This is a genomic window from Bacillus sp. ISL-34, from assembly GCF_018613325.1.
Lineage (GTDB): Bacteria > Bacillota > Bacilli > Bacillales > DSM-1321 > Peribacillus.
Window position 1 is genome coordinate 116,563 of sequence record NZ_JAGGQJ010000005.1, and the last position, 21,828, is coordinate 138,390.

Consider the following 21,828-nt stretch of genomic DNA (forward strand, 5'->3'; position numbering starts at 1 on the left):
ATGTATCAAGTACATGTAGTAGAAAACGGTTTACAAGCAAAGGAAAAAATCGATGAATTAGTTATGTCAGGTTATACGAAAGACGATGTATATTTGTTTGCCCATGATAAAACCCGTTCAAAGCACCTTACCGAGAATACAAATACAGAAGGTGTAGGCATGAAGGAACAAGGTTTCCTTGATACCGTCGGAAATCTCTTTAAATCACGCGGAGATGAACTTCGTAATCGAATGAGCAACCTTGGCCTTAGTGATATGGAGGCAGAACGTTACGAGGAAGTGCTTGACGAAGGAAAAGTAGTCATCGTTGCTTCCAAACAAGATAATAAAGACGGGGTCACACACTAATGCCCGATAACCATTACCCTATATGGATTCATAAAAAAGGCGAGGCTCCTTAACCGGCAGCCTCGCTTTTTATAATCATCATCCAAGGATGCTTTGGTACGTGGCCTTTGCATGGACCATGTCCTTCGTACCGTGAATCAACGCCCGTCCATCCTTGAAAATGACGATACGTTCCCCAGCTTTTTCACAAGAGAGAAGAAATGGATTGAATTTCACCAAATAGCCGCTGCCGTCCAGGTCTTTGGCTAATTTTTCAAGCTGCAGTTTCAAAGGTTTTGGCGGCCTTACCTGTACAGTATCCCTCCCACAAAGAACAGCCGTTTTCGTTGCATTTTCCATTGTTAAAAAGGGGTATGTCCTCTGCTCCCCGCATGAGAGACAATCTTTCTTTCTCGCTTTTGTCAATTTAACGGTTTGGTATTGATTTCTCCACAGATCAAAAGAAACAAGTGCAGGTCGTACCGATGCCCAATCTTCTACAAGGATTTTCAAAGCTTCGGCAGTTTGGTGTGCCACTACCATCGTTACAGCTGGTGATATGATTCCTCCTGTGTCACAGGTCATTCCTTGAATGGGGATTGCTTTTAGCAAACAGTGCAAACATGGAGTCTGTCCGGGAAGGATCGTCAAAGTCATGCCCACACTCCCCACACATGCCCCATAAATCCACGGTATATGAAGCTTTTGTGATAAATCATTAATAATCATCCGTGTCTCAAAATTATCGGTTGCATCCAATATCAAATCAACATCACCAAGCAGCTGCTCGAGGTTCTGGGCAGTTGCGTCCATGATGATGGCATTCACTTCAACTTCATGATTGATATCAAATAAATGACGCTTTGCCGCTTCTGCTTTTGGCAGTTTCTCCTCAACATCCCGTTCCGTATACATTTGTTGGCGCTGCAGATTACTGGTCTCGACATAATCCCTGTCGACAATGGTAAGCTTCCCTACTCCTGCACGAGTAAGGGCCTCGGCATTAGCAGATCCCAAAGCCCCTGCCCCAAGAAGCAAGACATGCTTCTTCATAATTTTCAATTGGCCCCCTTCACCAATGGGGGCGAATAAAGTCTGCCTTGAAAATCGCTCTTTCACCGTAAACCCTCCCTTCCGAACGCTTTAGCCTCCACTGACAGGTGGAATGAAAGCTACTGTATCTCCATCAGATAGAATCGTGTCATCATCGGCAAATTCTTCATTGACGGCTGTCATCACGTTTTCAAGACCTTCCAATTGAAAATCCACCTTCATTTTTTCTTTTAGCTGGGCCACACTCATTCCATTTCCTTCTATAGAAAGAGTCTCTTTGCCTAGCTCATCTTTCAATTGGGCGAATAAAAGTACGTTAATCATCAATATCCTCCCCTTCCGGTTTCCCCATTGGATATGGAACGGTTTCCAACTGGTTTCCGACCCATGTCTCCCCATCTTCCCAATGTTCTTTTTTCCAGATTGGGACGATTTCTTTAATTCTTTCAATTGCATACCTGTTTGCCTCATATGCATCATTTCGGTGTGGCGTACTGACGGCAATAACGACTGCGATATCCGTGATTTCAAGTTTACCTACACGATGGGTGATCGCCGTTTCTGCATCAGGCCAACGCTCCTTGATCTCAGATCCGATTTGCTCCAATTTCTTGATGGCCATCGGCACATAGGCTTCGTAAATTAAGAAGAGAGTCTTTTTTCCTTTAGTCATTTCCCTCACCGTACCAATAAAGGTCGTGACGGCGCCTGCATTTCGCTTGACTACTTTATCAATCACTTCCTGGATGACAATCGGCTCTTTTGAAATATTATAATTCATGTCTACCATCCTTTATATATAATTCGGTTTGATCAATATAACCTGCCTTTTGATAATCTTCCCTCGTATTCATATTGAAGAAAAGGTATTGAAAACTTTCAGGATTCTCGCGATACAACTTAAAGTCGGTTTCTTTCATAATTTTCACCGAAATCTTTTCCAAAAATAGTCTCATTTTTAATTCATGTTTTGCTAAACACTCCGTCAGTACAGGAAGACACCTTTTGTGGTAAACGGCAAAAAGCGGCTGGAGCCTGCCATTTATTTCTGGAATGACAGCATCGAATTCAGGTTCATAATGGGAAATGATATCCTTTATGGCATCTGCATTCACAAACGGCATATCACAGGCTGCAAGGAACTGAAGCTCCGTTTTCGATGAGGTCAACCCTGCATGCAATCCGCCAAGAGGTCCTTGATCTTTATGTAAGTCCGGGATTAGCGGAAGTTGCAGAAAATGATAATCTTCAAATGTATTCGTAATGACCATGATGTTTTCTGACACCTTATTCAATTCGGATACCACTCTTGAAATGTTCACAACGCCACCTATGGTCAAAAGAGCCTTATTCACTCCCATACGGCTTGATTTCCCGCCAGCTAAAAGCAACATTGTCCATTCCATAAAAATCACCTCCCTTTTTTGGGTTTAATCCAGGCTCGAACGGTAAAGCTATACTAAATGTGTCCACTATATTTAAATATTTTAAATCAACTTTGAAAATAATGACACTTTCACAAACTTTGCTTTGTATATCAAAAGATGGAAAGCAGGCCTCCCACCCATTCAATTCCCTGAATTCCAGGTCCGAAAAATGCCTCATGCGGAGCCATTCCATTACCTTCTTCAAGGTACTCATATTAGGGTGAAAACTAAGTTTTACATAAAAGAAATTTTGGTATATTCTAAAAATAGGATATTACCTGGTATGCTGATAATATCGATATCTAATTCTCCTGAGGAGGTCACATAATGACTATGAAAAGAGCTATGACAGTTGCCGGATCGGATTCGAGCGGCGGCGCGGGTCTTCAAGCAGATTTAAAGACATTCCAAGAATTCGGCGTTTACGGTATGTCCGCTTTAACGACAATCGTGACGATGGATCCGAAGAATGGCTGGTCCCATAATGTATTCCCTACACCGGTCGAAGTTTTGGAAGCCCAAATCGAAACGATTCTATCAATCGGCATTGATGCCATGAAAACGGGAATGCTTGGATCAGTGGAAATCATTGAACTTGTTGCCCGTAAAATAGACGAGTTGAAACTGGACAAGGTCGTAATCGATCCAGTCATGGTATGTAAAGGTGAAGATGAAGTATTGCACCCTGAAACGGCTGTAGCTCTGCGTGAACTGCTTGTTCCACGTGCAACTGTAGTCACGCCAAACCTGTTCGAGGCCGCTCAGTTAGCGGGAACTTCGCCTATCAAGACGGTTGATGATATGAGGGCTGCTGCTGAAAAGATTCATGAACTTGGTGCAAAATATGTCTTGATCAAAGGCGGTAATAAGCTGGATCATGATAAAGCCATTGACCTTTTATATGATGGAAAAGAATTTGAAATCCTTGAATCAGAAAAAATCGAAACGACCAATACACATGGTGCCGGCTGTTCATCTTCAGCAGCCATTGCAGCTCAATTGGCTGAAGGAAAAAGCCCGCGTGAGGCTATCCTCATTGCTAAAGACTTCATCACCGAGGCGGTTCGCCATTCTTGGAAAATGAATGACTATGTCGGACCTGTCAATCATGGTGCATACCATAAATATGGAATTGCGGAAAAAACACAAAAATAAAATATCAAGTTTTAATGGCCGCTCAAATTCATCGAGCGGCCTTTTTCGCTTTTTTTGTTTTTATTTAGTAAAATAGAAAGAAGGAAAAGCTTATCTAGCCGCCCAGTTAAGGAGGAAATTATAGAATGAAACCTATAGACCGTACAGAGGTGCAAAATGCCATTGATTCTTTTGCCGGACAAGATGTATATCTTCACCTTGAAACGACAAATGGTGCCTATGCCACTCATGTAGATGAAGCTTTCTTTTCGGCAGGTGCTTATATTCGTAATGCTCTTATACAGTATGAACATGGGAAGATAGTTGGGGATGGACCCTACCGCATCGGCTTGAAGCTCAATATTGGCTGGGTATATGCAGAAGGCATTAACCACTTCGAAATGGATGAACAAGGGAGATTGCTATTGGCAGGCCTTGATTTTTCCGGAAAACTTGCTGTCTCCATGCAGCTCAGTCCCACTCCCTTTGAATGATGACAACTTGCTTGATATATATCATATAATTCCGATGAAAACTCCCATTCACCAATACCAAACTCACTGTAAGTAGAACGGAAGGAGAAATATACCTTGGAAAAAGAACGCCATGTATTAGTTATTTTCCCACATCCCGATGATGAAGCCTTCTCGGTCTCCGGAACGCTTGCCCTTCATAGAGAAGCGGGCACTCCTGTCACCTATTTATGCTTAACTTTAGGAGAAATGGGACGTAATTTAGGAAACCCTCCATTTGCAACAAGGGAATCGCTCCCTAAAATTCGTAAAAAGGAATTAATCGATGCAGCAAATGCGATTGGCATCCAAGATTTACGCATGCTTGGTTTGCGTGATAAGACAATTGAATTCGAAGATGATGAAAAGCTGACTTCATTATTTACCGATGCCATAAATGAATTGAATCCTTCATTGATCATTACGTTTTACCCAGGATACAGTGTCCATCCAGACCATGAAGCGACAGCACGGGCTGTGGTTCGGGCCGTGGAAAGAATGGAAGAGAAAGAGAGACCTAAACTTCATTGTGTCGCCTTCTCGAATAACTGCATTGACGAATTGGGACAGCCTGACATCATCCATGATATCTCTGCCGTCGAAGAAAAAAAGGTTGCTACATTCACTGCCCACCGTTCGCAAACGCAGGCAATGGTGATCGATTGGAAAGAGAAATTCGAAAATCAGGATGCCGATTTCCTGGACTGGATCCGTAAAGAACGATTATGGACCTATAAATTTTAAAGAAACCGCCAATAAGGCGGTTTTCTTTGTTTATGGCATAAAAAAACCGCCTGTGGATTACAGGCGGAGAAAAGGGGGATTACTTTGGAAAATCAATCATAATATAAGCATCCCCAAAATTCTTCATTTTATACAATCATATTCAAAAAAATTAGGCAGACAAGCGTTCCTCTTGCTGCATTTTCGTTCTTGCCGAGGCTTTTTTTCCATGTGCCAAGAAATAAATGCCAATAAGTATGAATGCAAAGATCGACATTCCTATGAATAAGCCTTTGAACCCTGTATATGGAATAAGGAATCCCAATAGGAATGGGCCAACACCAATACCGAAGTCATACATTGTATAAAACGTCGATGTGGCCAATCCCATCCGATTTGATGGGGCTTCCTTGATGGAAATCGCTTGACTGCTTGATTGGAACGTACCATACCCCACTCCGATAAGGGCGCCGGCAATCAGAAGCGTGATACCATGATGGGATTGGCTTAGGATGACCATACCGACGGCAAATAGTAAGAGCGATGGGTAAATAACTGCATTCTCCCCCTTCACATCAAACATCCGTCCTGTAAACGGACGGGACGCCAAAAGGAATACTGCAAAAACGACAAAGAAAAAGCTCGCTGCACTCATTAAATCCATTTCCTTGGCAAAAGACGTTAAATAGGACAAGATGCTCGAATAGGTAAATCCAGCAAATCCGATAAAAATGGAAATGGGCAATGCCCTTTTTTCAAAGTAATCACTGATCTTAAATCCTTTTTGTGGTGAAGCTCCGCCCTTTTCCCCTTCAGGAACATTCATGAATAACGATGCAACTAAAGAAAATGCGGCAAATACGGAGGCTGTATAAAAAATGATTGAATAACTGAAATGCTGTGTAATCAGCAATCCAATAAACGGACCGAATGCCATTGCCAAGTTTGTACTCATGGCAAAGTAACCTGTACCTTCCCCGCGTCTTTCATTCGGAATGATATCTGCAGCAATCGTTCCAGTTGCCGTAGTGGCGAGTCCAAAAGCAAAACCGTGAATAAGCCGATCAATCAATAACAGGGATAAACCATTCACCAGGAAATAGCCAATGGATGCAATCAGGAATAGCACCAACGAGCCAAGCAACATCTTTCTGCGACCAATCTTGTCAATTTTTTTCCCTGCAATCGGTCTGACAAGCACAGCCCCGAGAACAAAGATGCTTGAAGCAAGCCCTGCTTGTGCTTGCGACGCATGAAAGTTATCCATCGTGTAAATGGTCAATGTCACCATCAAGACATAAAAAGTTAAAAATAGAAAAAAGTTCGCAGACGAGACAATCAGAAAGTCTTTCGTCCACAATTTCGGTTTGTGATTCATTTCAATCCTTCTTCCTTACTATTGTTTTAATTTTTCCTTCAGGAAAATCAACGTACGTAACGTTGCCTGTCGATCCTCTTCAGCCAAACCGCTCATTAATTGAAGTTCAAATTCTTCAACCACCTTTTTGGCCTCATGATAAGTCCTTACACCTGACTCCGTTAACTGTATTCTGCGCTCCCGCTTGTCTTTTCCTGGGACCTGTTCAATCAAATCAAGTTCTTCCAACCGGTTTACCGTCCTCGTTACCGTCGGTTTCTCCACATCTAGATAATTGCTTATTTCAACAAGCGTAGAACAGCCAAACTCATTCAGATAATATACAATCGACCATTGGGAATGAAAAAGATCAACCTTGGCCAATTGCTCATTCAACTTCTTGGTAAATGACCTAGAAAATTGTAAGTTATGATGAAAAAAACCATTATTAAAGGACAAAGGTATTCCTCCTGCAAAGTAGTTACCTAGGTAACTATACACCTATTCATTAAAAATGTCTAGCCTTCTGGTGAACGAAAATAATCGTATACACATTGTTTCCCCAGCGTCTCCATCGCTTCCGACACAACAAAAAAACCTCTTTTCAGGAAGTTCGGGCGTTTACTTGGGTGTTTGGGAAGAAATACTCGTGAAATTGGAGGAAATGCTTTTGAGTTCACGCTTTTACTCGTGAATTTAGAGCTTTTACTCGTAAGTTTGAAGCAAATACTCGTAAGTTTCACGCTTTTACTCGTGAATTTGGAGCATTTACTCGTGAGATTCATGCTTTTACCCGTGAGTTGGGGCGTTTACTCGTGAGTTTCACGCTTTTACTCGTAAGTTTGGGCGAAATGGTATGGGGCAAATTGGGGGCATGCTTTTTGTGGTCGATGCTTCGAGGCCATACACAAAAAGGAAACCCCGCTATTAGCGAGGCTTCCGATTATATGCGCTTTTCTTCTTATTGATAACATCAGGGCATATTTAACCGAGATAGCGGCAAACGATATAGTTTATCATCCTTTTCATCAGGATTTCCTCGGCCGTCCGTATTGTTGCTTATGAAATAAAGGAATTCTTCATCAACGAATACATCGCGTATCCTTCCTGAGCCCGTAACGATATTAGTCAGTTTTCCGCTTTTCACATCATAACTTTTAAGCGCTTCGCCCCTTAAGGCTGCAAAATAGAGCTTTCCGTCAAAATAGGCCATGCCAGAAGGAGCCCATGTATTTTCACCGGAATGAATCAATGGTTTTACCATATCAGCTTTTTGCTCATCGCCCTCTATCTCTGGCCAGCCGTAGTTTTTACCCGGATCAATTTTATTTAATTCATCGTGAGCCGAATCTCCATGCTCACTTTCATACAACTGCCCTGCTTCATCCCAAGCCAGACCTTGTGGATTGCGGTGACCGTATGAATAGACGTATGAATTCGCGAAAGGATTATCGTTCGGAATTGTGCCATCCAGGTTCATGCGCAGAATTTTCCCGCCTAAAGAATCTGTGTCCTGTGCGATCTCAGGCTTTCTTGCATCACCTGTCGTTGCATATAGCTTATCATCCGGACCAACCTTGATCCGGCCGCCATGGTGGAAGTTCCCGCTTGGTATTCCGTCGATTAAGGTCTCCATCTCCTGCCATTTATCATCATTTTTTTCTAAAATGACGATTCGATTGATGGAATTCCCGCCTTCTTCATACGTATAATAGGCGAAAGCTTGCCCGCTCTTAGAGAAATCGGGAGCTAATAAAAATCCAAGCAACCCAGCTTCCGCTTTTGACGACAATGTCTTTTTTAGGTTGACCTTTTGCCGTGTCATCTTACCCTTGTCCCATTCAACGATGGTTCCTGTCCGCTCAGACACATACATTGTGTCCCCATTCTTCTGAATCGACCATGGGGCATGCAAGTTCGTTACCAGCACATCCGGATTTTCTCCTAAAGTGCCCGTCACTTCTTTGTCAGGATCCCGCTCGGTTTTGCTGTCATCATCATTCATGTTACAACCAGTTAAAGTCAATGTAGCCATAAGGAAAAATAAGAGCAATTTTTTCAAAAGTCTTTCCCCCTTCGATTCATGAGTTTAATAGGCTGACTGTTTAAGTACCTTTAAAATGGCCTCCGCTACACCCGATTCATCATTCCTGCCTGTTACTTCATCACACAGTTTTTTAATTTCGAGCGGGGCATTTCCCATTGCGACAGACAAACCTGCCCGTTCAAACATGGATACATCATTATAATTATCCCCGATAGCCATCGTTTCCTGCATCGAGCCGGATTTTCCATTCACATATGTTTCAAGTGCCGTACCTTTTTGGGCTGTTTCACTCATGATTTCCACATTTTCACGTCCCGATGAAGTGACTGTAACTCCCTGACCTTTCAATTTCGAAGCAATTTGATTTAATAAATTTAAATCCTTTGAGAAGCTGAGAATTTTATAATATTCCTCATTCGAACGGCTGAATAACTCGGAATAATCGGAAATGGAAGTTACTTGTCCAAGCTGTAAACGCTCCTCCGCATATTTCCGCATATTCTCAGGGTCAATGTCCGGATTGGCTGTAACGAATACATCAACCAAAACAGATATTGCGTTTTCATAGTCTTTGGAATAAATCCCCTGACTCGTATATATTTCGAAATAAATCCCTTGTTCTTCGAGGAATCCAGCGACCATTTTAGCAGTGGCAGCTGACATTGGATTGGAAGCGGCAATATTTCCGTCCTCCGTGAAGAGGGCAGCACCATTTACACAGATGACAGGGCAAACGATGCCTGCTTCATCTAAAGCGAACCTTGCTTCCACATAAGATCTTCCAGTAGCAATGATCACTTCCACTCCCTCGCTTTGCGCCCTCTGGATAGCGTGTTTATTTTCCTCACTGACCTTTTGCATTTTGTTTAACAATGTTCCGTCCATATCAATCGCAATCGTCTTTATCAATTCAACCGGCTCCTTTTTTTCAATATAATCCCTATTTTAACCGAAAGGGCGTGGATAAACACGTTTAACAAACCCGTATCTATTCTTGTGTGACTTCACTCATAAAAAAATCCTTTTATGTATATAAATAAACTGCACCTAATAAGTTAGGTGCAGTTTATTTTCTTAATGCAGAATCGTTTGGCTATCGACATCTTGTGCCCGTTCAATGATCTGTTCTTGGATGTCTCTTTGAATGTCATCGATGGCTGTAAAGTCCATCGCTTTTACATAAATTTTTTCAAGTTCGTCATGCAGCTCTTTTGCCTTAGCCAGATTTGCTGTCGCTTCATTCATTTTTGTCCGGTACCTGGTGGAAACATCCTTTAATTGATCGGCATAAATTTCATCTGTTCCAGGCAGAATCGCCGTTTTATATATATCTATGATTTCATCACCTTCACAACTCGGGAAATATTCATGCGGTGATGTGCTGTCAAAAATGGCGATCCCTACCTCCCGGACGATTACCATGTCCAAGCTATGCGGATCGAAACCGCAATGATATACTTCCACATCAAAGCCTCTTTGCTCCGCAGCCTTTGCAATCTTCTTCAGCATCGTTGATTTCCCTGAACCTGGACGTCCCTTTAAAAAGTACCGTTTTTGTATTCCCTCAGTAATATTGGGGATGAAATCAACTGCACCCTTTGGTGTAGCCGCCCCTAAAAATCGGTGACGAACATCCGACTTCTTATTAAGGGTGATATCTCTATAAAAGCCTTCTATCAATTTATTGGTCAACCCATTCAATTTAGCGAAATCAATATTTGCTTTATAAATGTCTTCCCATTCATCATGTATCTTCAATGCTTCAGCGAATAGGGCATATGCCTTCTCGAAACTCTTGCTTCTCGCATTCGTCAATCTTATGATGGCCGCTCTTTCAGAAGCAAGCTGCTGGGAATTCCAGGCAGCCCCAAGATTGACATATTCCTCAATGGCTCCAGGTGCCTTTGGCTCAATCACATGCGGCGCAGTCCCATCCACGAGTCCGATTTTCAAAGCAGGAATGATCACTCCATCAATGGAATCATTATCGGACGAACAATGTAAATACTCGATGTCATAGTCTTTATCCAGCCATTCCTGGCCGATTTTTTTCATAATGGTCGATTTACCGGAACCAGGTCCGCCTTTTAATATGAACAATCTTTCAAGACCTGCTAAATTGGAATCATATAAACTATAAAAACCTTTAGCCGTATTGCCTCCTGCGAAATAATGCATCACTTTTCCTGTCACTTTCACACTCTCCCTCACAATACAGATGTGATCTTCAAGACAGCGTATGCAGAAAAGAACCAATAGGTGAATGCCTAAAGGTTAACAGTCTATTTTATTAGGGCTACAGATTCCGCTTGTGTGACCTCCAGGAATTCTGAAGGTTTTAAAACGATTTGTGTACCGATTTTTCCCCCGCTTACGATGATTTCAGGCAGGTTTGCTGCACTTTCATCGATAAAGGTCGGGTATTGCTTTTTCATTCCGATCGGGGAACAGCCTCCCCGAATGTACCCTGTGTATTTTTGCAGATCTTTAACCGCAAGCATTTCAATTTTTTTTGCACCTGCGGCCTTCGCTGCTTTTTTCAAGTCCAGTTCGGTGGCTACAGGAATGACAAATACGTAAAGCTGCTGCGGTCCGTTATGGGTAACAAGCGTTTTAAAAACGGTTTCTGGCGCTTTTCCAATTTTGTCAGCAACAGTGATCCCGTCGATTTTTCCATCGCGGGCATCATAACTCATCATGCCATACTCTATACGTTTATTATCAAGAATTCGCATTGCATTCGTTTTACTGGCTCCCATAGAAAATGCCCCTTATCGTTTTCTACCATCTTACCATTTTAATTACCAGGCAAAAAGAAAAGCACAGTGCCTATGCATCCGTGCTTTTAGACTATAGACTAATTCGAAGAAAAGCCTGTATGCCTCAATTTTTTTATTAAAAACGTTCCAGCTTGATTTCAGAAATCCGCTCCCTTTCCGCCACTTTCTGCCAAGCCTCATCAAAGCAAGCGCCTTTGGTGTCTCGGCTAGCCAGTTATTCGGCAGGTGTGTCACAAATTTCTTCAATCTAGTACTGGGTATCATCTAAAGAAACATGAAGGATAACCAAGTCTCTTTTATTACCATGGTTCGGGGTGAGACCATTCCGAACAATCGGAAGCACAGTGCTTATGCATCTGTGCTTTCCCTGAAAATTATTCTAAATGACGTCTTTGGAAATCAGCGATTCTCTTGTAGTCGCCTTCCAATTGCCTGCTCACGGATAAATAAATCGACATTAATTCTTCATATACTTTAACGTTCTCTTCAATTGGGACAAGTTCATTCGTTTCACCAACCATACCCTCAACCTGATCAAGGCTTTGGATTTCGCCTAAAGCGTATAATCCAAGAACGGCGGCGCCTAAGCTAGAACTTTCGAAGCTTTCAGGAATTGTCACGTTTTGATTGAATATATCAGCCATTATTTGGCGCCAGAGCTTGGAGCGGACAAATCCGCCGCTTGCATGGATCTTCTCGGGAGCACCCGTCAATTCCTTTACGGCAAGAAGGACACTGTACAAGTTATACATCACACCCTCCAGCACTGCCCGGACCATATGGTCACGAGTGTGATGAAGCGCCAGTCCGAAGAAGGAGCCCCTTGCATCGGCACTCCATAATGGTGCCCGTTCCCCTGCCATATACGGGTGGAATATCAACCCATCAGAACCAGGTGCAATATTGGAAGCCATATCCGTCAGGATCTCATAGGAGTCCTGGCCCGAAGCCTTCGCTTTTTCGATTTCCACACGGCCCAATTGATCGCGTGCCCATCGGAAGGTGATTCCCCCATTGTTGACCGGTCCGCCGATTACCCAGTGATTCTCAGTAAGGGCATAGCAGAATGTCCTGCCTTTCGGATCGGTAAGCGGCCGGTCACTGACGGTTCTTACCGCACCGCTCGTTCCGATTGTCACTGCCAGAACGCCTGGCTTGATTGCGTTTTGCCCTAAGTTGGCAAGCACGCCATCACTCGCGCCAATCACAAACGGGGTATCAGCCTGAATGTTCATTTTTGCAGCTAATTCATCACTTAAGCCTGAGAGGATATGCGTTGTAGGGACAAGCGTCGGCAGCTTGTCAGCCCCAATTCCAGCAATGGTGAGTGCCTCATCATCCCACTTCAGGTCATTCAAGTTGAACATGCCCGTTGCAGAAGCGAGCGAATAATCCATCACATACTCATTGAAAAATTTATAGATGATGTATTCTTTAATTCCTATAAATTTGTCCGTTTCGTTAAAAATCCCGGGATGCTCATTTCTTAACCACATTACTTTCGTGATTGGGGACATTGGGTGAATGGGTGTTCCCGTCCTTTGATACAATTGCATCCCCTGTTCCGAAGCCTTCAATTTCTTTGCATAGGCAACACTTCGATTATCCGCCCATGTAATGCTATTCGTCAGCGGGCTGCCGTCTTTACCCATGGCGATCAAGCTATGCATCGCCGAACTGAACGATATGAAGGCCAGTTCTTGCTTTTCTATTCCACTTGCAATCATGACCTCGCCTATTGCAATGATGACCGCTTTATAAATTTCTTCGGGATCTTGTTCCGCAACGGAAGGAGTTGGACTATGAAGAGGATATCCCCTCGAACAAGATTGGACAACCTCCCCCCCTTTTGAAAAAAGAACAACCTTCGTACTCGTCGTACCAATATCGATCCCCATCATATAACCTGAATGTCCCATATTTACAACATGCTCCTTTCTCTTAAACAATTGAATTCAATAGTAAGATTAGGATAAGTGAAACGAATGATATAATCGTTTCCATAACCGTCCAAGACTAACGTTTGTGCGACTGTTAAATTAAAGAAATCTTTGATCATCCAAAATCCTGCATCATTCACGTGTGATGGAATTAATGAACCTGAACCGATTGCAAGGACAAGCAAATCAATATCCAGAAGATATGATCGGCAGCACAATGCCTATTGCAGTTGTGATCGCGACAGTTGCTAAAACCTCTAGCGACACGGATCATGGCTGCTACGGCTTCACCCACCCCGCTCGTGATCAATTCATTTTTAAATGCACCCGCCCGCTCCGATTATCAAGATGATGGACGCAGGCGGGGCGAGGCAGGCGGACATGAATTGGTTTAGTTCTTCTTTATTAAAACCTCTAGCGCAGCCTAATGTAAAGAATGAAACCACCACAGAAATCATGAGGGCGATGATTGGTTTTCCAAATGAAGGCAATCCAATCATTTCATATTGTATCTTCAGCAAACACAGCGAAAGCCACGATCAACATTAAAAAGACCGGCATTAAAATCGTGATCAAGGTAATGACGAAGATTGGAGAATTGTACCGCTAGCCCCTCGGGTGCTTGTACATCCATTCTTTTAGATATGTAGCAAAAATCCGCTCAGCTAAAAATGGCATTGGGAATTCCGATGATCAAAGCATATAAAATGCCCAAAGGGGATTCGCACCCCTGTCTGAACAGCATCTGCAACATCCGGAATATCCATACCTGCGATACTCCCTAAAATGACGGAAGCAAGAAGTAACCGCAATAAATGGGGACCATGTTGCTTTGGCTATTATAACGATCAAGAACAAACTATGGTTATGGCTAACAATCAATAAAAGTAAGATCTTAATGAAAAAAGCATCGAACCTGTTCTTTGTGAACTAAACTCGATACCTGATTCAGTCATGAAAACATCATTCACCAATAAAAAGAGGACCGGATATGTGCTTGATTTCATCCTCCAGATGTTCAGGATATGCAATGATGAAGCAGGTGGATGGTCCTGATGATTTTTCGATATCGACTTTATCACTTATATGTACGGAAACACCTTCACCGCTTTGGTCCAGCTGCTTCCATTCATATGCTATCCCTTTTGAGCCGACTGGAAGTGCCTGAACGTCTTCCATTTCACTTAGGCTTTTATATAAAGATAATGGCGCGACCCAATCTTGCTGTTCCATTACTTCTTCTCCAACGAGCGGCCTGCCGATCAGAGCGATTTTCCGTGAAGGATGCTGCTTTTTAACAGGTTCATTCACACGCTTACCAATCACCATAAGACCAAGTGCTGATTGTAGAAGCGGCATGTTACTTTCTGTGCTGCCAGTAATGGGAAGGTCTTCCATTCCCAATTCATTCAGCCCCTTTTTCACACCCCTGGTCAAATCCTCCCAGGCTTCATTACCGCAGAAATTATTTAGAACGACCGATACAGGTCTTCCGCCAACGCCCAAGCATTCCATGACGGCGACCCGAAAGGAATAATAGCCAACGACCTCATAGGGGACATGGACAATATCTTTTTCCTTCAGGCCGATACCGCCGCTATTATCACTAGAAACAATCAATGAGTCTGATTCTGAAAATGGCAAGATCAATGAATCACTCATTCTGCGAGTCCATCTTTAAAAATCATTTTTTTCAGAACAGGCTCCAAGCGTGGCAGTAAAAGCGCAGCCAATACTACATTTACCGCCGTCGCTGCCGTTAACCCCGGAACCAATAACATGTAAAAACCAGGGCTGATCAGAAATGCGAAAGGCAGGGCTAAAACGAAGGCATTACCGATAAAGAAGAGGAAAAATGCGCCTACTTTTTTTCCGTGTATATATAAAATGCCGAACATCCATGCCAGGACTGCCATTTCGACCATGATCAAAAAGTGGAATGGCCCAAGTGGCATGCCGCCGATGAACGCTGAAATGATATGACCAAGCCCGGCTACAATAGCCCCCGATACCGGGCCAAGTATGACAGCCGCCAACAGGGCCGGAAAGCTATCCAAAGCGATACTCCCGATCGGGGAAGGGATTTTAATCATTGCCCCTACCGCCGATAAGGCAATGAATATAGCGATTGCACTTATTTTTCTAACGTCCATGTTTACTCTTTTTCCTTTCTTTTCCCTCCACGGAACACATTTGCGCTGCGGATATATTCTACATCTTTCACACCAAGACGGAAATTGATCACACGTGCAACAGCAAAGAAGTAGTCCGACAAACGATTTAAATATTGAAGGGATAATGGTGAAACAGCCGCACCCGACTTGATCAATGATACGACCAATCGTTCTGCCCTTCTTGTAACGGTTCGGGCAATATGAATGGTTGCAGCCGCTTTTGAGCCGCCAGGCAGGATAAACTTTTCCAATTCCGGCGCTTCAAGTATGAAGGCATCTATCCGTTCTTCCAAATAGGTAATAGCCTCATCCGTCAGCTTTTGTGGGGCCTTCTCGGAAACGGTTGCCAAATCACCGCCGCAGTCAAACAACTCATGCTGGATTTTCTCTAGATCGGCCAGTACGTCCTTAAATATCGCTGAATCCAATTCTGTCACCGCAAGACCGATATAGCTATTCACTTCATCCACCGTTCCATAAGTTTCTACACGGATGTCATTCTTATCAAGCCGACCTCCGATTACGCTTGTTTGTCCCTTATCCCCTGTACGTGTATAGATTTTCATCCCAATTGCCTCCTCTACTTTATTCGCTGGTTAATTCCATACCAGATGATATCGACGCGCCTTGATATGGATGCTACATCTTGAAAGACAAACCCGCAGGCATCGCGCCATCTGCGATCTCTTGCTTCCATCGGGACTATGCCTTTGGTGATATCGGAACCGATCACAATGCAGTTGTGGTCATCTCTTTCTTTCTCCCATATTCGCCAATCAGCCATGATTTCCTTCCATCTTCTTCGAATCGAATCTGAATCCATCTTTTCTGCATCTTGTCGAATCCATGCATCCAACCCTTGCAATACAGCAGTCTTGCCTTGAAAATCAATCAATTCCGGCTGTTCTTTTCGATAACCGGATAACCAAAGGACATCATTTTCCAAACCATACAATTGCTTTACCCATTTAGTTTTCCCGTTATAGGCGCCTCCTGTAACAAAGTGCAGCGTTCTCCCCTCCTTAAGCTGTTCCGGTCTTCCCATATCAGCTCATATCCCCTGCCATGGGAAATCCTCCAATCAAAAAAAGACTTTTCCTGTGGGGCATAGCGGACCAATAAATCACGGATTACCCCTCCATGCGTCATTAGGGCAAATCGGTTCTCCCTACAGGCAATCAATTGGTTCCAGCCCTTATTAACACGCTCGGAAAATGCCGGATAGCTTTCACCCCCAGGCACCCGTGCCTCCATGGGACGTTCCAGCCAATTAAGATAATCTCCATCTGTCTTCAACTCTTCATACGTCCGCCCTTCCCAACTGCCGAAGTTCATTTCACGGAACGAAGGGTTTTTGACCGGGACTGCATTTGGAAACAGAAGTCGTGCAGTTTCCACACAGCGGGGCAAATCACTGCTGTGAATTTTTTCATACAGTGGGTAAGAGCCCCTTAAATCCAGTATTTCCTTTTCTCCTTCGGTACTTAATGGAGAATCCGTCCAGCCTAAATAGGCCTTTCGCTCATTTGCTACTGTCAGCCCATGACGAAGTAGTGTAATAGCCACAATATCAGCCATAACCAGAGCTCAACCCCTTCCACGGATGCCCCCAGCACGTCCCCCGTTATCCCACCGAACCAACTGATGACTTTACGTTTTATATAAACCAGGAAAAACATCGCAGCCAGGCACATGATGAAAAATAAGGTGACAAGCTTAAAATCGATGATCCAGGCAATCGCCAGACTTACAATGAGGTATAGCCAATAAATGGGCAAACTGCTTTTCTTTACTGCACTTTGAAAAAAAGCACCGAGACCCTCTTTTTTAGCCAGCGGCATCCGGATGAGCAAATAGCCCATCACACATTTGCTTAGGAGCGGAAGGGCAATGATCAAGAAGTATGTCCATTCATTTACCCTCTCGACAATTTCATAGATAAATAGATACCTGGCGGCCAATAGGACTATGACAGAGATGACACCGAATGCACCTGTCCTGGAATCTTTCATGATTTCCAATCGGCGCTCTTTATCCTGATAGGAAAAAAAAGCATCACTTGCATCGATCCAGCCATCGAGATGCAAACCTCCCGTTAATGCCATCGTCAAAAACCAAAGGAAAAAGGCAATCGAAAGCGATGACAATGGGGTCCATTCCACTAGTGCATACAAAACACCACCCAATATCAAGCCCAGCAAAAGACCTACTAATGGAAAGGTTTGAATGGCACGGTGTATATATTTCTTCTCCATCGGAAGCTGCTTCTTTATTGGAAAAACCGTAAAGAACTGCAGGTTAATTAAAAATCCGATCATTCCACTCATTCCTGCATGCACCCTTTCTTCGGCAATGGAATTCCCGCTTCCACAAGATAGGCTTCATCCGCCTGCCCGACAATCGTTTGATGAAGCTTGCCCAGTGTTTTTCCGTATATATGGAGGAAATCATTCTGGAAAATCGGTTCCTGCACCAATTCATTGCTTACGACTATTAAACAGCTGGATTGTTTTCTTATCTCATTGATTCCGGTTATTATTTTTGAAAAAACGCTATCTAAAAATTCTTTTTCAAGCGGAATGCCAGGGCCAAATAGTTCGTTATCAAGCAGGGTTGTCAGACAATCGAGCAGGATGATGGAATCCTGGTCAATGTCCGCCCCTATTCTAGTAATATCGGTTGCGTATTCAGAAGTCTTCCAAGCAATCGGGCTGGTTTCTCTATCTTTCTGGTGCCTATGGATGCGTTCACCCATTTCAGCATCACTGACACGGCCGCAGGCGAGGTAATGCAAGTTCCCATCCATTCGAAGTGCATACTCAAGGGCTTTTCTTTCTGCGAAGCTGCTTTTTCCGGAACGGACACCCCCGGTTATAAAACAGAGCCTTGCTTTCTCCACTGTCTTACCCCCTCCATCAGTGCTTCGTTATCATGTTCACTCTTCACTGCAAACCGAAGCCACAATCCATCCAAACCCGGGAAATTATAGGTATGGCGCGGTACGATTCCTTTTTTCAGTAAAAAGGGCAAAAGGGATAGGGATTCATCCTTCACCAAATAGAAATTAACTGTGCTATCGGAGACATTCAACCCTTGCTCCTCATAAAACCGGAATAGCTTTTGCTTTTGCAATGCAATATAGTCTCTTGTTTTTCTCATGTAGGCTTCTTCTTCAAGACAGATTTTGCCTACTTCAAGCGCCACATGGTTGACGCTCCAATGCGGTTTATAATTTCTTACCCGTTTTATGATGTCAGGTGCCGCAAGCAAATAACCTAGTCTCAAACCCGGAATTGCAAAGATTTTAGTCATTGATCTTAGAATGAGTAAATGTGGAAATACATTGATTAAAGAAGCATAGCTAAAGGCATCTTCCGAAAAATCATAAAAAGCCTCATCCAGGACAACCAGGCAATCCGCTTTTTGGCATTCCATGATCAATTCCCTGACTGCATCCCGCTTAAATGAAACACCTGTCGGATTATTAGGCGTACATAAGAAAATTGCATCATATTCGGGTAATCGGGGAATCAACCGATTTAAGTCCAATTGCCACTCAGGAGCATCAAGCTGATGAAAAACCACCTTACATCCTGCTGCCAAACAAGCTTCAGCATATTCCGCAAATGCCGGCTGAATGATCAGCACCCTTTTATTGGTCAGTCCGTTCGCTACCAGCATGATTATTTCAGCACCACCGTTCCCCACCAAAACGGATTGCTCAGGAAGAGCTTCTTTTTTTGCAATTGATTTTGTCAGTTCAATGGCCTGCGGATCTGGGTATTGAAGGATTCCTTCGAAAAACCCGGACCATTGTTCTCTTATGCGTAAAGGCGGCCCCAATGGGTTGATGTTAGCACTGAAGTCGAGAACCGATTCAGGCATTTCGATTTCCAGCGCTTCGTAAAGATAATGAGGATTAGAGCCATGAGAAGGTAATGTCAAGAATAAGTCCCCCTAGCCATAACATCAGTAGAAATAGAAAAGATGACCGATGCATGATGGTAATCGTTTTTGGTATATGTTTTGCTTCCAACCGAACCAGCGGAACTCCCATCCTCGCACGGTCGGAAACAATTCCTTTGTACATATTCCGGCCTCCAAGCTGGATTCCCAAATTGGCAGCAACGCCTGCTTCACACCAACCGCTATTCGGACTTGGATGTTTTTTTGCGTCATTGAATAATATCTTCCATCTAGCACCAAATCCATGATAGCTGGATTTCGAGCTCAGCAACATCAGGAACCCGGTAAGGCGGCTGGGAATCCAGTTCACAATATCATCGAGCTTGGCTGAAGCCCAGCCGAATTGTCCATATTTCTCATTTTTGTACCCTACCATGGAATCGCAGGTATTAATCGCCCTGTACACCATCGCGAGCGGCGCACCGCCAATGGCTGCCCAAAACAATGGGGCCGTGATCCCATCACTGGTATTTTCCGCTACGGTTTCCACAGTGCCCCTGACGATTTCGGATTCATCAAGATCAGCAGTATCACGGCCCACGATATAGGAAAGCTTTAGCCTCGCTTCAGGAAAATCGCGTTCTTTCAGCGGAAGGCAAACATCCATCCCAGCTTGCTTCAAGCCCTTCTGAGCTATCGTAGTAGAAATGACAACAGCTTCCCAAAGGATACCTGCAAGCGGATGGATGAGATAAGCCAAATAGACGGTTAGACCTGTAATCAATAACACCATAGCTAAGACGATGATCAACATGAACAGTCCATTCCGTTTCTTATATGTTCCTTTATTGAATTTCTTATCCAGCTTGCTTATCATCGTTCCTATCCATTTGACTGGGTGCGGCCAATTTGGCGGATCACCGATTAATAGATCAAGGAAAAACGCCAGCGTAACAGCAAAAAGATGATGGTAAATCATAAATCCTCAATCCGTTTCCGATTATTCTTTAATGCTTCCACTGTGCAATCATATACACCGCGACTGATCAGCTTTCCTAATGGAGTTATGGTGCCTGCATATTGAAGCTTTGCCCCTCTTTGAGCTGCCGCTATCAAAATGCTGTCTGTCGATGTTCCTGTTGCGCATGTATTTGTCACCTTATCCAATACGTGCAAATCATGAAGCGCTTTTACTTTTGCCTCGGTCGCAGTAACTATGCTGTGGATGAAAGCCTCTTCTGCCAAATGTCCATTCACGAATACCCATGTATTTATCGTTCCTGGAGCGGAACTCCAAGAATGCCGGTCAGCTAAAGAAGCGTCGATGGCATTCCCTACACCAGCCGTCACGATAATGAAAACCGAGAAATCTTCAGCTCTTAATAGCTTGAAAGCAACCGTATCGAGAAAGACAGCTGTCATCATCCCTACCGTTTCCTGAGGTTCAAAACCATGAGCTTTTAAATAGTCGGCCATTTCAACATGATGATCCTCGCAGTCATAGCCATGATGGACGTGCCTATTCACGAAATATTTATGCCAGCCCGTCCCCGAACCAGTCACTCCGGAAGACATCGTCCTAAGCGGGATCGGGGAATCCAATTGAATCATCTCAGGTCCGACTGTCAGATAAGATTCATCAATTTCCAATGCGATAGTATCATGGCCATGCTTTTCCGGAACGATGAACATCTGCGGTTTCGGAAGGGCGGGATGTGGGTGTTTTTCGATCGTCGTATGATACACACCCTGAATCCGTTCCTGTTGGAGCACTTCATTCGGCACATCAACAACCTGAATTTTCCCTTTCTCAAGCAACATCAGCCGATCACAATACAATCCAGCCAAATTCAAGTCATGAAAAATCGAAATAACGGTCAACTTCTCCTCTTTTGCCATTTTCCTCATTAGATCAAGAAGATCTTTTTGATAGGAAAGATCCAAGTGGTTCGTAGGCTCATCCAAAAAAAGGATTTCCGGCTCTTGGGCGAGTGCCTGTGCCAAGAGGACCCGCTGTCTCTCGCCTCCTGATAATCGTTCAAACTGCAGATCCTGAAAATCAGCTACTCCCGTTTGTTCCATAACCCGTTGGACAACCGTTTCATCTTCTGAGGACCAACTATGGAACCAACCCGATTGGTGGGCATATCTCCCAAGAGAGACCGTCTCTTTTACTGTATAGGAGAAAGCTAATGAGGAATGTTGTGGGAGCACAGCAATGACCTGTGCAAGTTGTTTTGACGAATAATCGTTCAAATCCCTGCCTCTTATCCGTATGCTTCCGTCCTTATAATCGAGCACCCCGCTAAGCATACTTAAAAGCGTCGTTTTACCGCTGCCATTAGGACCAAGAATCCCGAATAATTCTCCTTTATGTACATCAAAAGAGACGGAGTCCAAAACAGCTTTGTTGTCATATCCACCTGTTAACCCTTTAACTTCAAGCAT

Annotated in this window: 28 protein-coding genes; 5 read left to right on the forward strand and 23 right to left on the reverse strand. The window is 43.6% G+C overall.

Annotated elements, in window-relative coordinates:
• Nucleotides 1-348 carry a YflT domain-containing protein gene (locus J7E52_RS06615; protein ID WP_214744291.1) on the forward strand — a complete coding sequence of 116 codons (348 nt, stop codon included), beginning with the start codon at nt 1-3 and terminating at the stop codon, nt 346-348.
• A gap of 78 nt (nt 349-426) precedes the next feature.
• Here the strand turns inward: J7E52_RS06615 and J7E52_RS06620 are convergent, their stop codons facing one another.
• The 4 genes from J7E52_RS06620 to mobA are packed head-to-tail and all read right to left on the reverse strand — an operon-like array spanning nt 427 to nt 2,786.
• The gene (locus J7E52_RS06620; protein WP_214744293.1) at nt 427-1,446 is read right to left on the reverse strand and encodes a MoeB/ThiF family adenylyltransferase; all 1,020 of its coding nucleotides are present in this window, start codon (nt 1,444-1,446) and stop codon (nt 427-429) included.
• Between the two features lie 24 nt (nt 1,447-1,470).
• On the reverse strand, nt 1,471-1,704 hold the full coding sequence (moaD, locus tag J7E52_RS06625; protein ID WP_214744294.1) for a molybdopterin converting factor subunit 1: 234 nt from the start codon (nt 1,702-1,704) through the stop codon (nt 1,471-1,473).
• Entirely contained in the window at nt 1,697-2,161 is a 465-nt protein-coding gene (locus J7E52_RS06630; protein ID WP_214744296.1) for a molybdenum cofactor biosynthesis protein MoaE, read from the reverse strand. The genes moaD and J7E52_RS06630 overlap by 8 nt, the downstream gene beginning before the upstream one ends.
• The gene (mobA, locus tag J7E52_RS06635) at nt 2,151-2,786 is read right to left on the reverse strand and encodes a molybdenum cofactor guanylyltransferase (protein WP_214744298.1); all 636 of its coding nucleotides are present in this window, start codon (nt 2,784-2,786) and stop codon (nt 2,151-2,153) included. The genes J7E52_RS06630 and mobA overlap by 11 nt, the downstream gene beginning before the upstream one ends.
• 348 nt (nt 2,787-3,134) lie before the next feature.
• Between mobA and pdxK the strand changes: the two genes are divergently transcribed.
• From pdxK to bshB2, 3 genes are all read left to right on the forward strand, one after another.
• Complete coding sequence (gene pdxK / locus J7E52_RS06640) at nt 3,135-3,962, forward strand: pyridoxine/pyridoxal/pyridoxamine kinase (protein WP_214744300.1); 828 nt, start codon at nt 3,135-3,137, stop codon at nt 3,960-3,962.
• A 125-nt stretch (nt 3,963-4,087) separates the two neighbouring features.
• Nucleotides 4,088-4,435, forward strand: a complete 348-nt coding sequence (locus tag J7E52_RS06645) for a YojF family protein (RefSeq protein WP_214744302.1) — start codon at nt 4,088-4,090, stop codon at nt 4,433-4,435.
• Between the two features lie 96 nt (nt 4,436-4,531).
• Complete coding sequence (gene bshB2 / locus J7E52_RS06650) at nt 4,532-5,197, forward strand: bacillithiol biosynthesis deacetylase BshB2 (protein WP_214744304.1); 666 nt, start codon at nt 4,532-4,534, stop codon at nt 5,195-5,197.
• Between the two features lie 151 nt (nt 5,198-5,348).
• Here bshB2 and J7E52_RS06655 read toward each other — a convergent pair whose 3' ends face one another.
• The 9 genes from J7E52_RS06655 to J7E52_RS26820 form a co-directional block, all read right to left on the reverse strand.
• Nucleotides 5,349-6,554, reverse strand: a complete 1,206-nt coding sequence (locus J7E52_RS06655; protein WP_214744306.1) for an MFS transporter — start codon at nt 6,552-6,554, stop codon at nt 5,349-5,351.
• Between the two features lie 18 nt (nt 6,555-6,572).
• Nucleotides 6,573-6,992, reverse strand: coding sequence for a MarR family winged helix-turn-helix transcriptional regulator (locus J7E52_RS06660; RefSeq protein WP_214744308.1), 420 nt, complete (start codon nt 6,990-6,992; stop codon nt 6,573-6,575).
• Nucleotides 6,993-7,506: 514 nt separating this feature from the next.
• On the reverse strand, nt 7,507-8,595 hold the full coding sequence (locus J7E52_RS06665; protein ID WP_286197513.1) for a PQQ-dependent sugar dehydrogenase: 1,089 nt from the start codon (nt 8,593-8,595) through the stop codon (nt 7,507-7,509).
• A gap of 27 nt (nt 8,596-8,622) precedes the next feature.
• Nucleotides 8,623-9,489, reverse strand: a complete 867-nt coding sequence (locus J7E52_RS06670; protein WP_214744310.1) for a Cof-type HAD-IIB family hydrolase — start codon at nt 9,487-9,489, stop codon at nt 8,623-8,625.
• 165 nt (nt 9,490-9,654) lie between these two features.
• On the reverse strand, nt 9,655-10,773 hold the full coding sequence (locus tag J7E52_RS06675) for a PRK06851 family protein (protein WP_214744312.1): 1,119 nt from the start codon (nt 10,771-10,773) through the stop codon (nt 9,655-9,657).
• A gap of 89 nt (nt 10,774-10,862) precedes the next feature.
• Nucleotides 10,863-11,339 carry a Cys-tRNA(Pro) deacylase gene (gene ybaK, locus J7E52_RS06680; RefSeq protein WP_214744314.1) on the reverse strand — a complete coding sequence of 159 codons (477 nt, stop codon included), beginning with the start codon at nt 11,337-11,339 and terminating at the stop codon, nt 10,863-10,865.
• Nucleotides 11,340-11,734: 395 nt separating this feature from the next.
• A complete protein-coding gene (gntK, locus tag J7E52_RS06685; protein WP_214744316.1) occupies nt 11,735-13,279 on the reverse strand; it encodes a gluconokinase in 1,545 nt (514 codons plus the stop codon).
• Nucleotides 13,280-13,281: 2 nt separating this feature from the next.
• On the reverse strand, nt 13,282-13,440 hold the full coding sequence (locus J7E52_RS26815) for a GntT/GntP/DsdX family permease (RefSeq protein ID WP_309476859.1): 159 nt from the start codon (nt 13,438-13,440) through the stop codon (nt 13,282-13,284).
• 177 nt (nt 13,441-13,617) lie between these two features.
• The gene (locus tag J7E52_RS26820) at nt 13,618-13,800 is read right to left on the reverse strand and encodes a GntT/GntP/DsdX family permease (RefSeq protein WP_309476860.1); all 183 of its coding nucleotides are present in this window, start codon (nt 13,798-13,800) and stop codon (nt 13,618-13,620) included.
• On the opposite strand from J7E52_RS26820, the gene J7E52_RS26825 reads away from it, so the two are divergent.
• On the forward strand, nt 13,770-13,910 hold the full coding sequence (locus J7E52_RS26825; RefSeq protein WP_286197545.1) for a hypothetical protein: 141 nt from the start codon (nt 13,770-13,772) through the stop codon (nt 13,908-13,910). The two genes, J7E52_RS26820 and J7E52_RS26825, sit on opposite strands and share 31 nt — an antisense overlap.
• A 353-nt stretch (nt 13,911-14,263) precedes the next feature.
• Here J7E52_RS26825 and J7E52_RS06695 read toward each other — a convergent pair whose 3' ends face one another.
• The 10 genes from J7E52_RS06695 to J7E52_RS06740 are packed head-to-tail and all read right to left on the reverse strand — an operon-like array spanning nt 14,264 to nt 21,828.
• Nucleotides 14,264-14,962 carry an ATP-binding protein gene (locus J7E52_RS06695; RefSeq protein ID WP_214744318.1) on the reverse strand — a complete coding sequence of 233 codons (699 nt, stop codon included), beginning with the start codon at nt 14,960-14,962 and terminating at the stop codon, nt 14,264-14,266.
• A complete protein-coding gene (locus J7E52_RS06700) occupies nt 14,959-15,453 on the reverse strand; it encodes an ECF transporter S component (RefSeq protein ID WP_214744320.1) in 495 nt (164 codons plus the stop codon). Before J7E52_RS06700 ends, J7E52_RS06695 begins: the two co-directional genes overlap by 4 nt.
• A gap of 2 nt (nt 15,454-15,455) precedes the next feature.
• On the reverse strand, nt 15,456-16,040 hold the full coding sequence (locus J7E52_RS06705; protein WP_214744322.1) for a cob(I)yrinic acid a,c-diamide adenosyltransferase: 585 nt from the start codon (nt 16,038-16,040) through the stop codon (nt 15,456-15,458).
• Nucleotides 16,041-16,054: 14 nt separating this feature from the next.
• Nucleotides 16,055-16,519 (reverse strand): bifunctional adenosylcobinamide kinase/adenosylcobinamide-phosphate guanylyltransferase, encoded by a 465-nt coding sequence (locus J7E52_RS06710; RefSeq protein ID WP_286197516.1) that lies wholly within the window; start codon nt 16,517-16,519, stop codon nt 16,055-16,057.
• Nucleotides 16,435-17,052 carry a histidine phosphatase family protein gene (locus tag J7E52_RS06715; protein WP_214744324.1) on the reverse strand — a complete coding sequence of 206 codons (618 nt, stop codon included), beginning with the start codon at nt 17,050-17,052 and terminating at the stop codon, nt 16,435-16,437. The genes J7E52_RS06710 and J7E52_RS06715 overlap by 85 nt, the downstream gene beginning before the upstream one ends.
• A complete protein-coding gene (gene cobS, locus J7E52_RS06720) occupies nt 17,010-17,801 on the reverse strand; it encodes an adenosylcobinamide-GDP ribazoletransferase (protein ID WP_286197517.1) in 792 nt (263 codons plus the stop codon). Before cobS ends, J7E52_RS06715 begins: the two co-directional genes overlap by 43 nt.
• Entirely contained in the window at nt 17,798-18,373 is a 576-nt protein-coding gene (locus J7E52_RS06725; protein WP_214744326.1) for a bifunctional adenosylcobinamide kinase/adenosylcobinamide-phosphate guanylyltransferase, read from the reverse strand. Before J7E52_RS06725 ends, cobS begins: the two co-directional genes overlap by 4 nt.
• Nucleotides 18,346-19,419, reverse strand: coding sequence for a threonine-phosphate decarboxylase CobD (cobD, locus tag J7E52_RS06730; protein WP_214744328.1), 1,074 nt, complete (start codon nt 19,417-19,419; stop codon nt 18,346-18,348). Before cobD ends, J7E52_RS06725 begins: the two co-directional genes overlap by 28 nt.
• Nucleotides 19,394-20,359 (reverse strand): adenosylcobinamide-phosphate synthase CbiB, encoded by a 966-nt coding sequence (cbiB, locus tag J7E52_RS06735; RefSeq protein WP_214744330.1) that lies wholly within the window; start codon nt 20,357-20,359, stop codon nt 19,394-19,396. Before cbiB ends, cobD begins: the two co-directional genes overlap by 26 nt.
• Nucleotides 20,356-21,828: a heme ABC transporter ATP-binding protein gene (locus tag J7E52_RS06740; RefSeq protein WP_214744332.1), complete on the reverse strand. Its 1,473-nt coding sequence runs from the start codon at nt 21,826-21,828 to the stop codon at nt 20,356-20,358. The genes cbiB and J7E52_RS06740 overlap by 4 nt, the downstream gene beginning before the upstream one ends.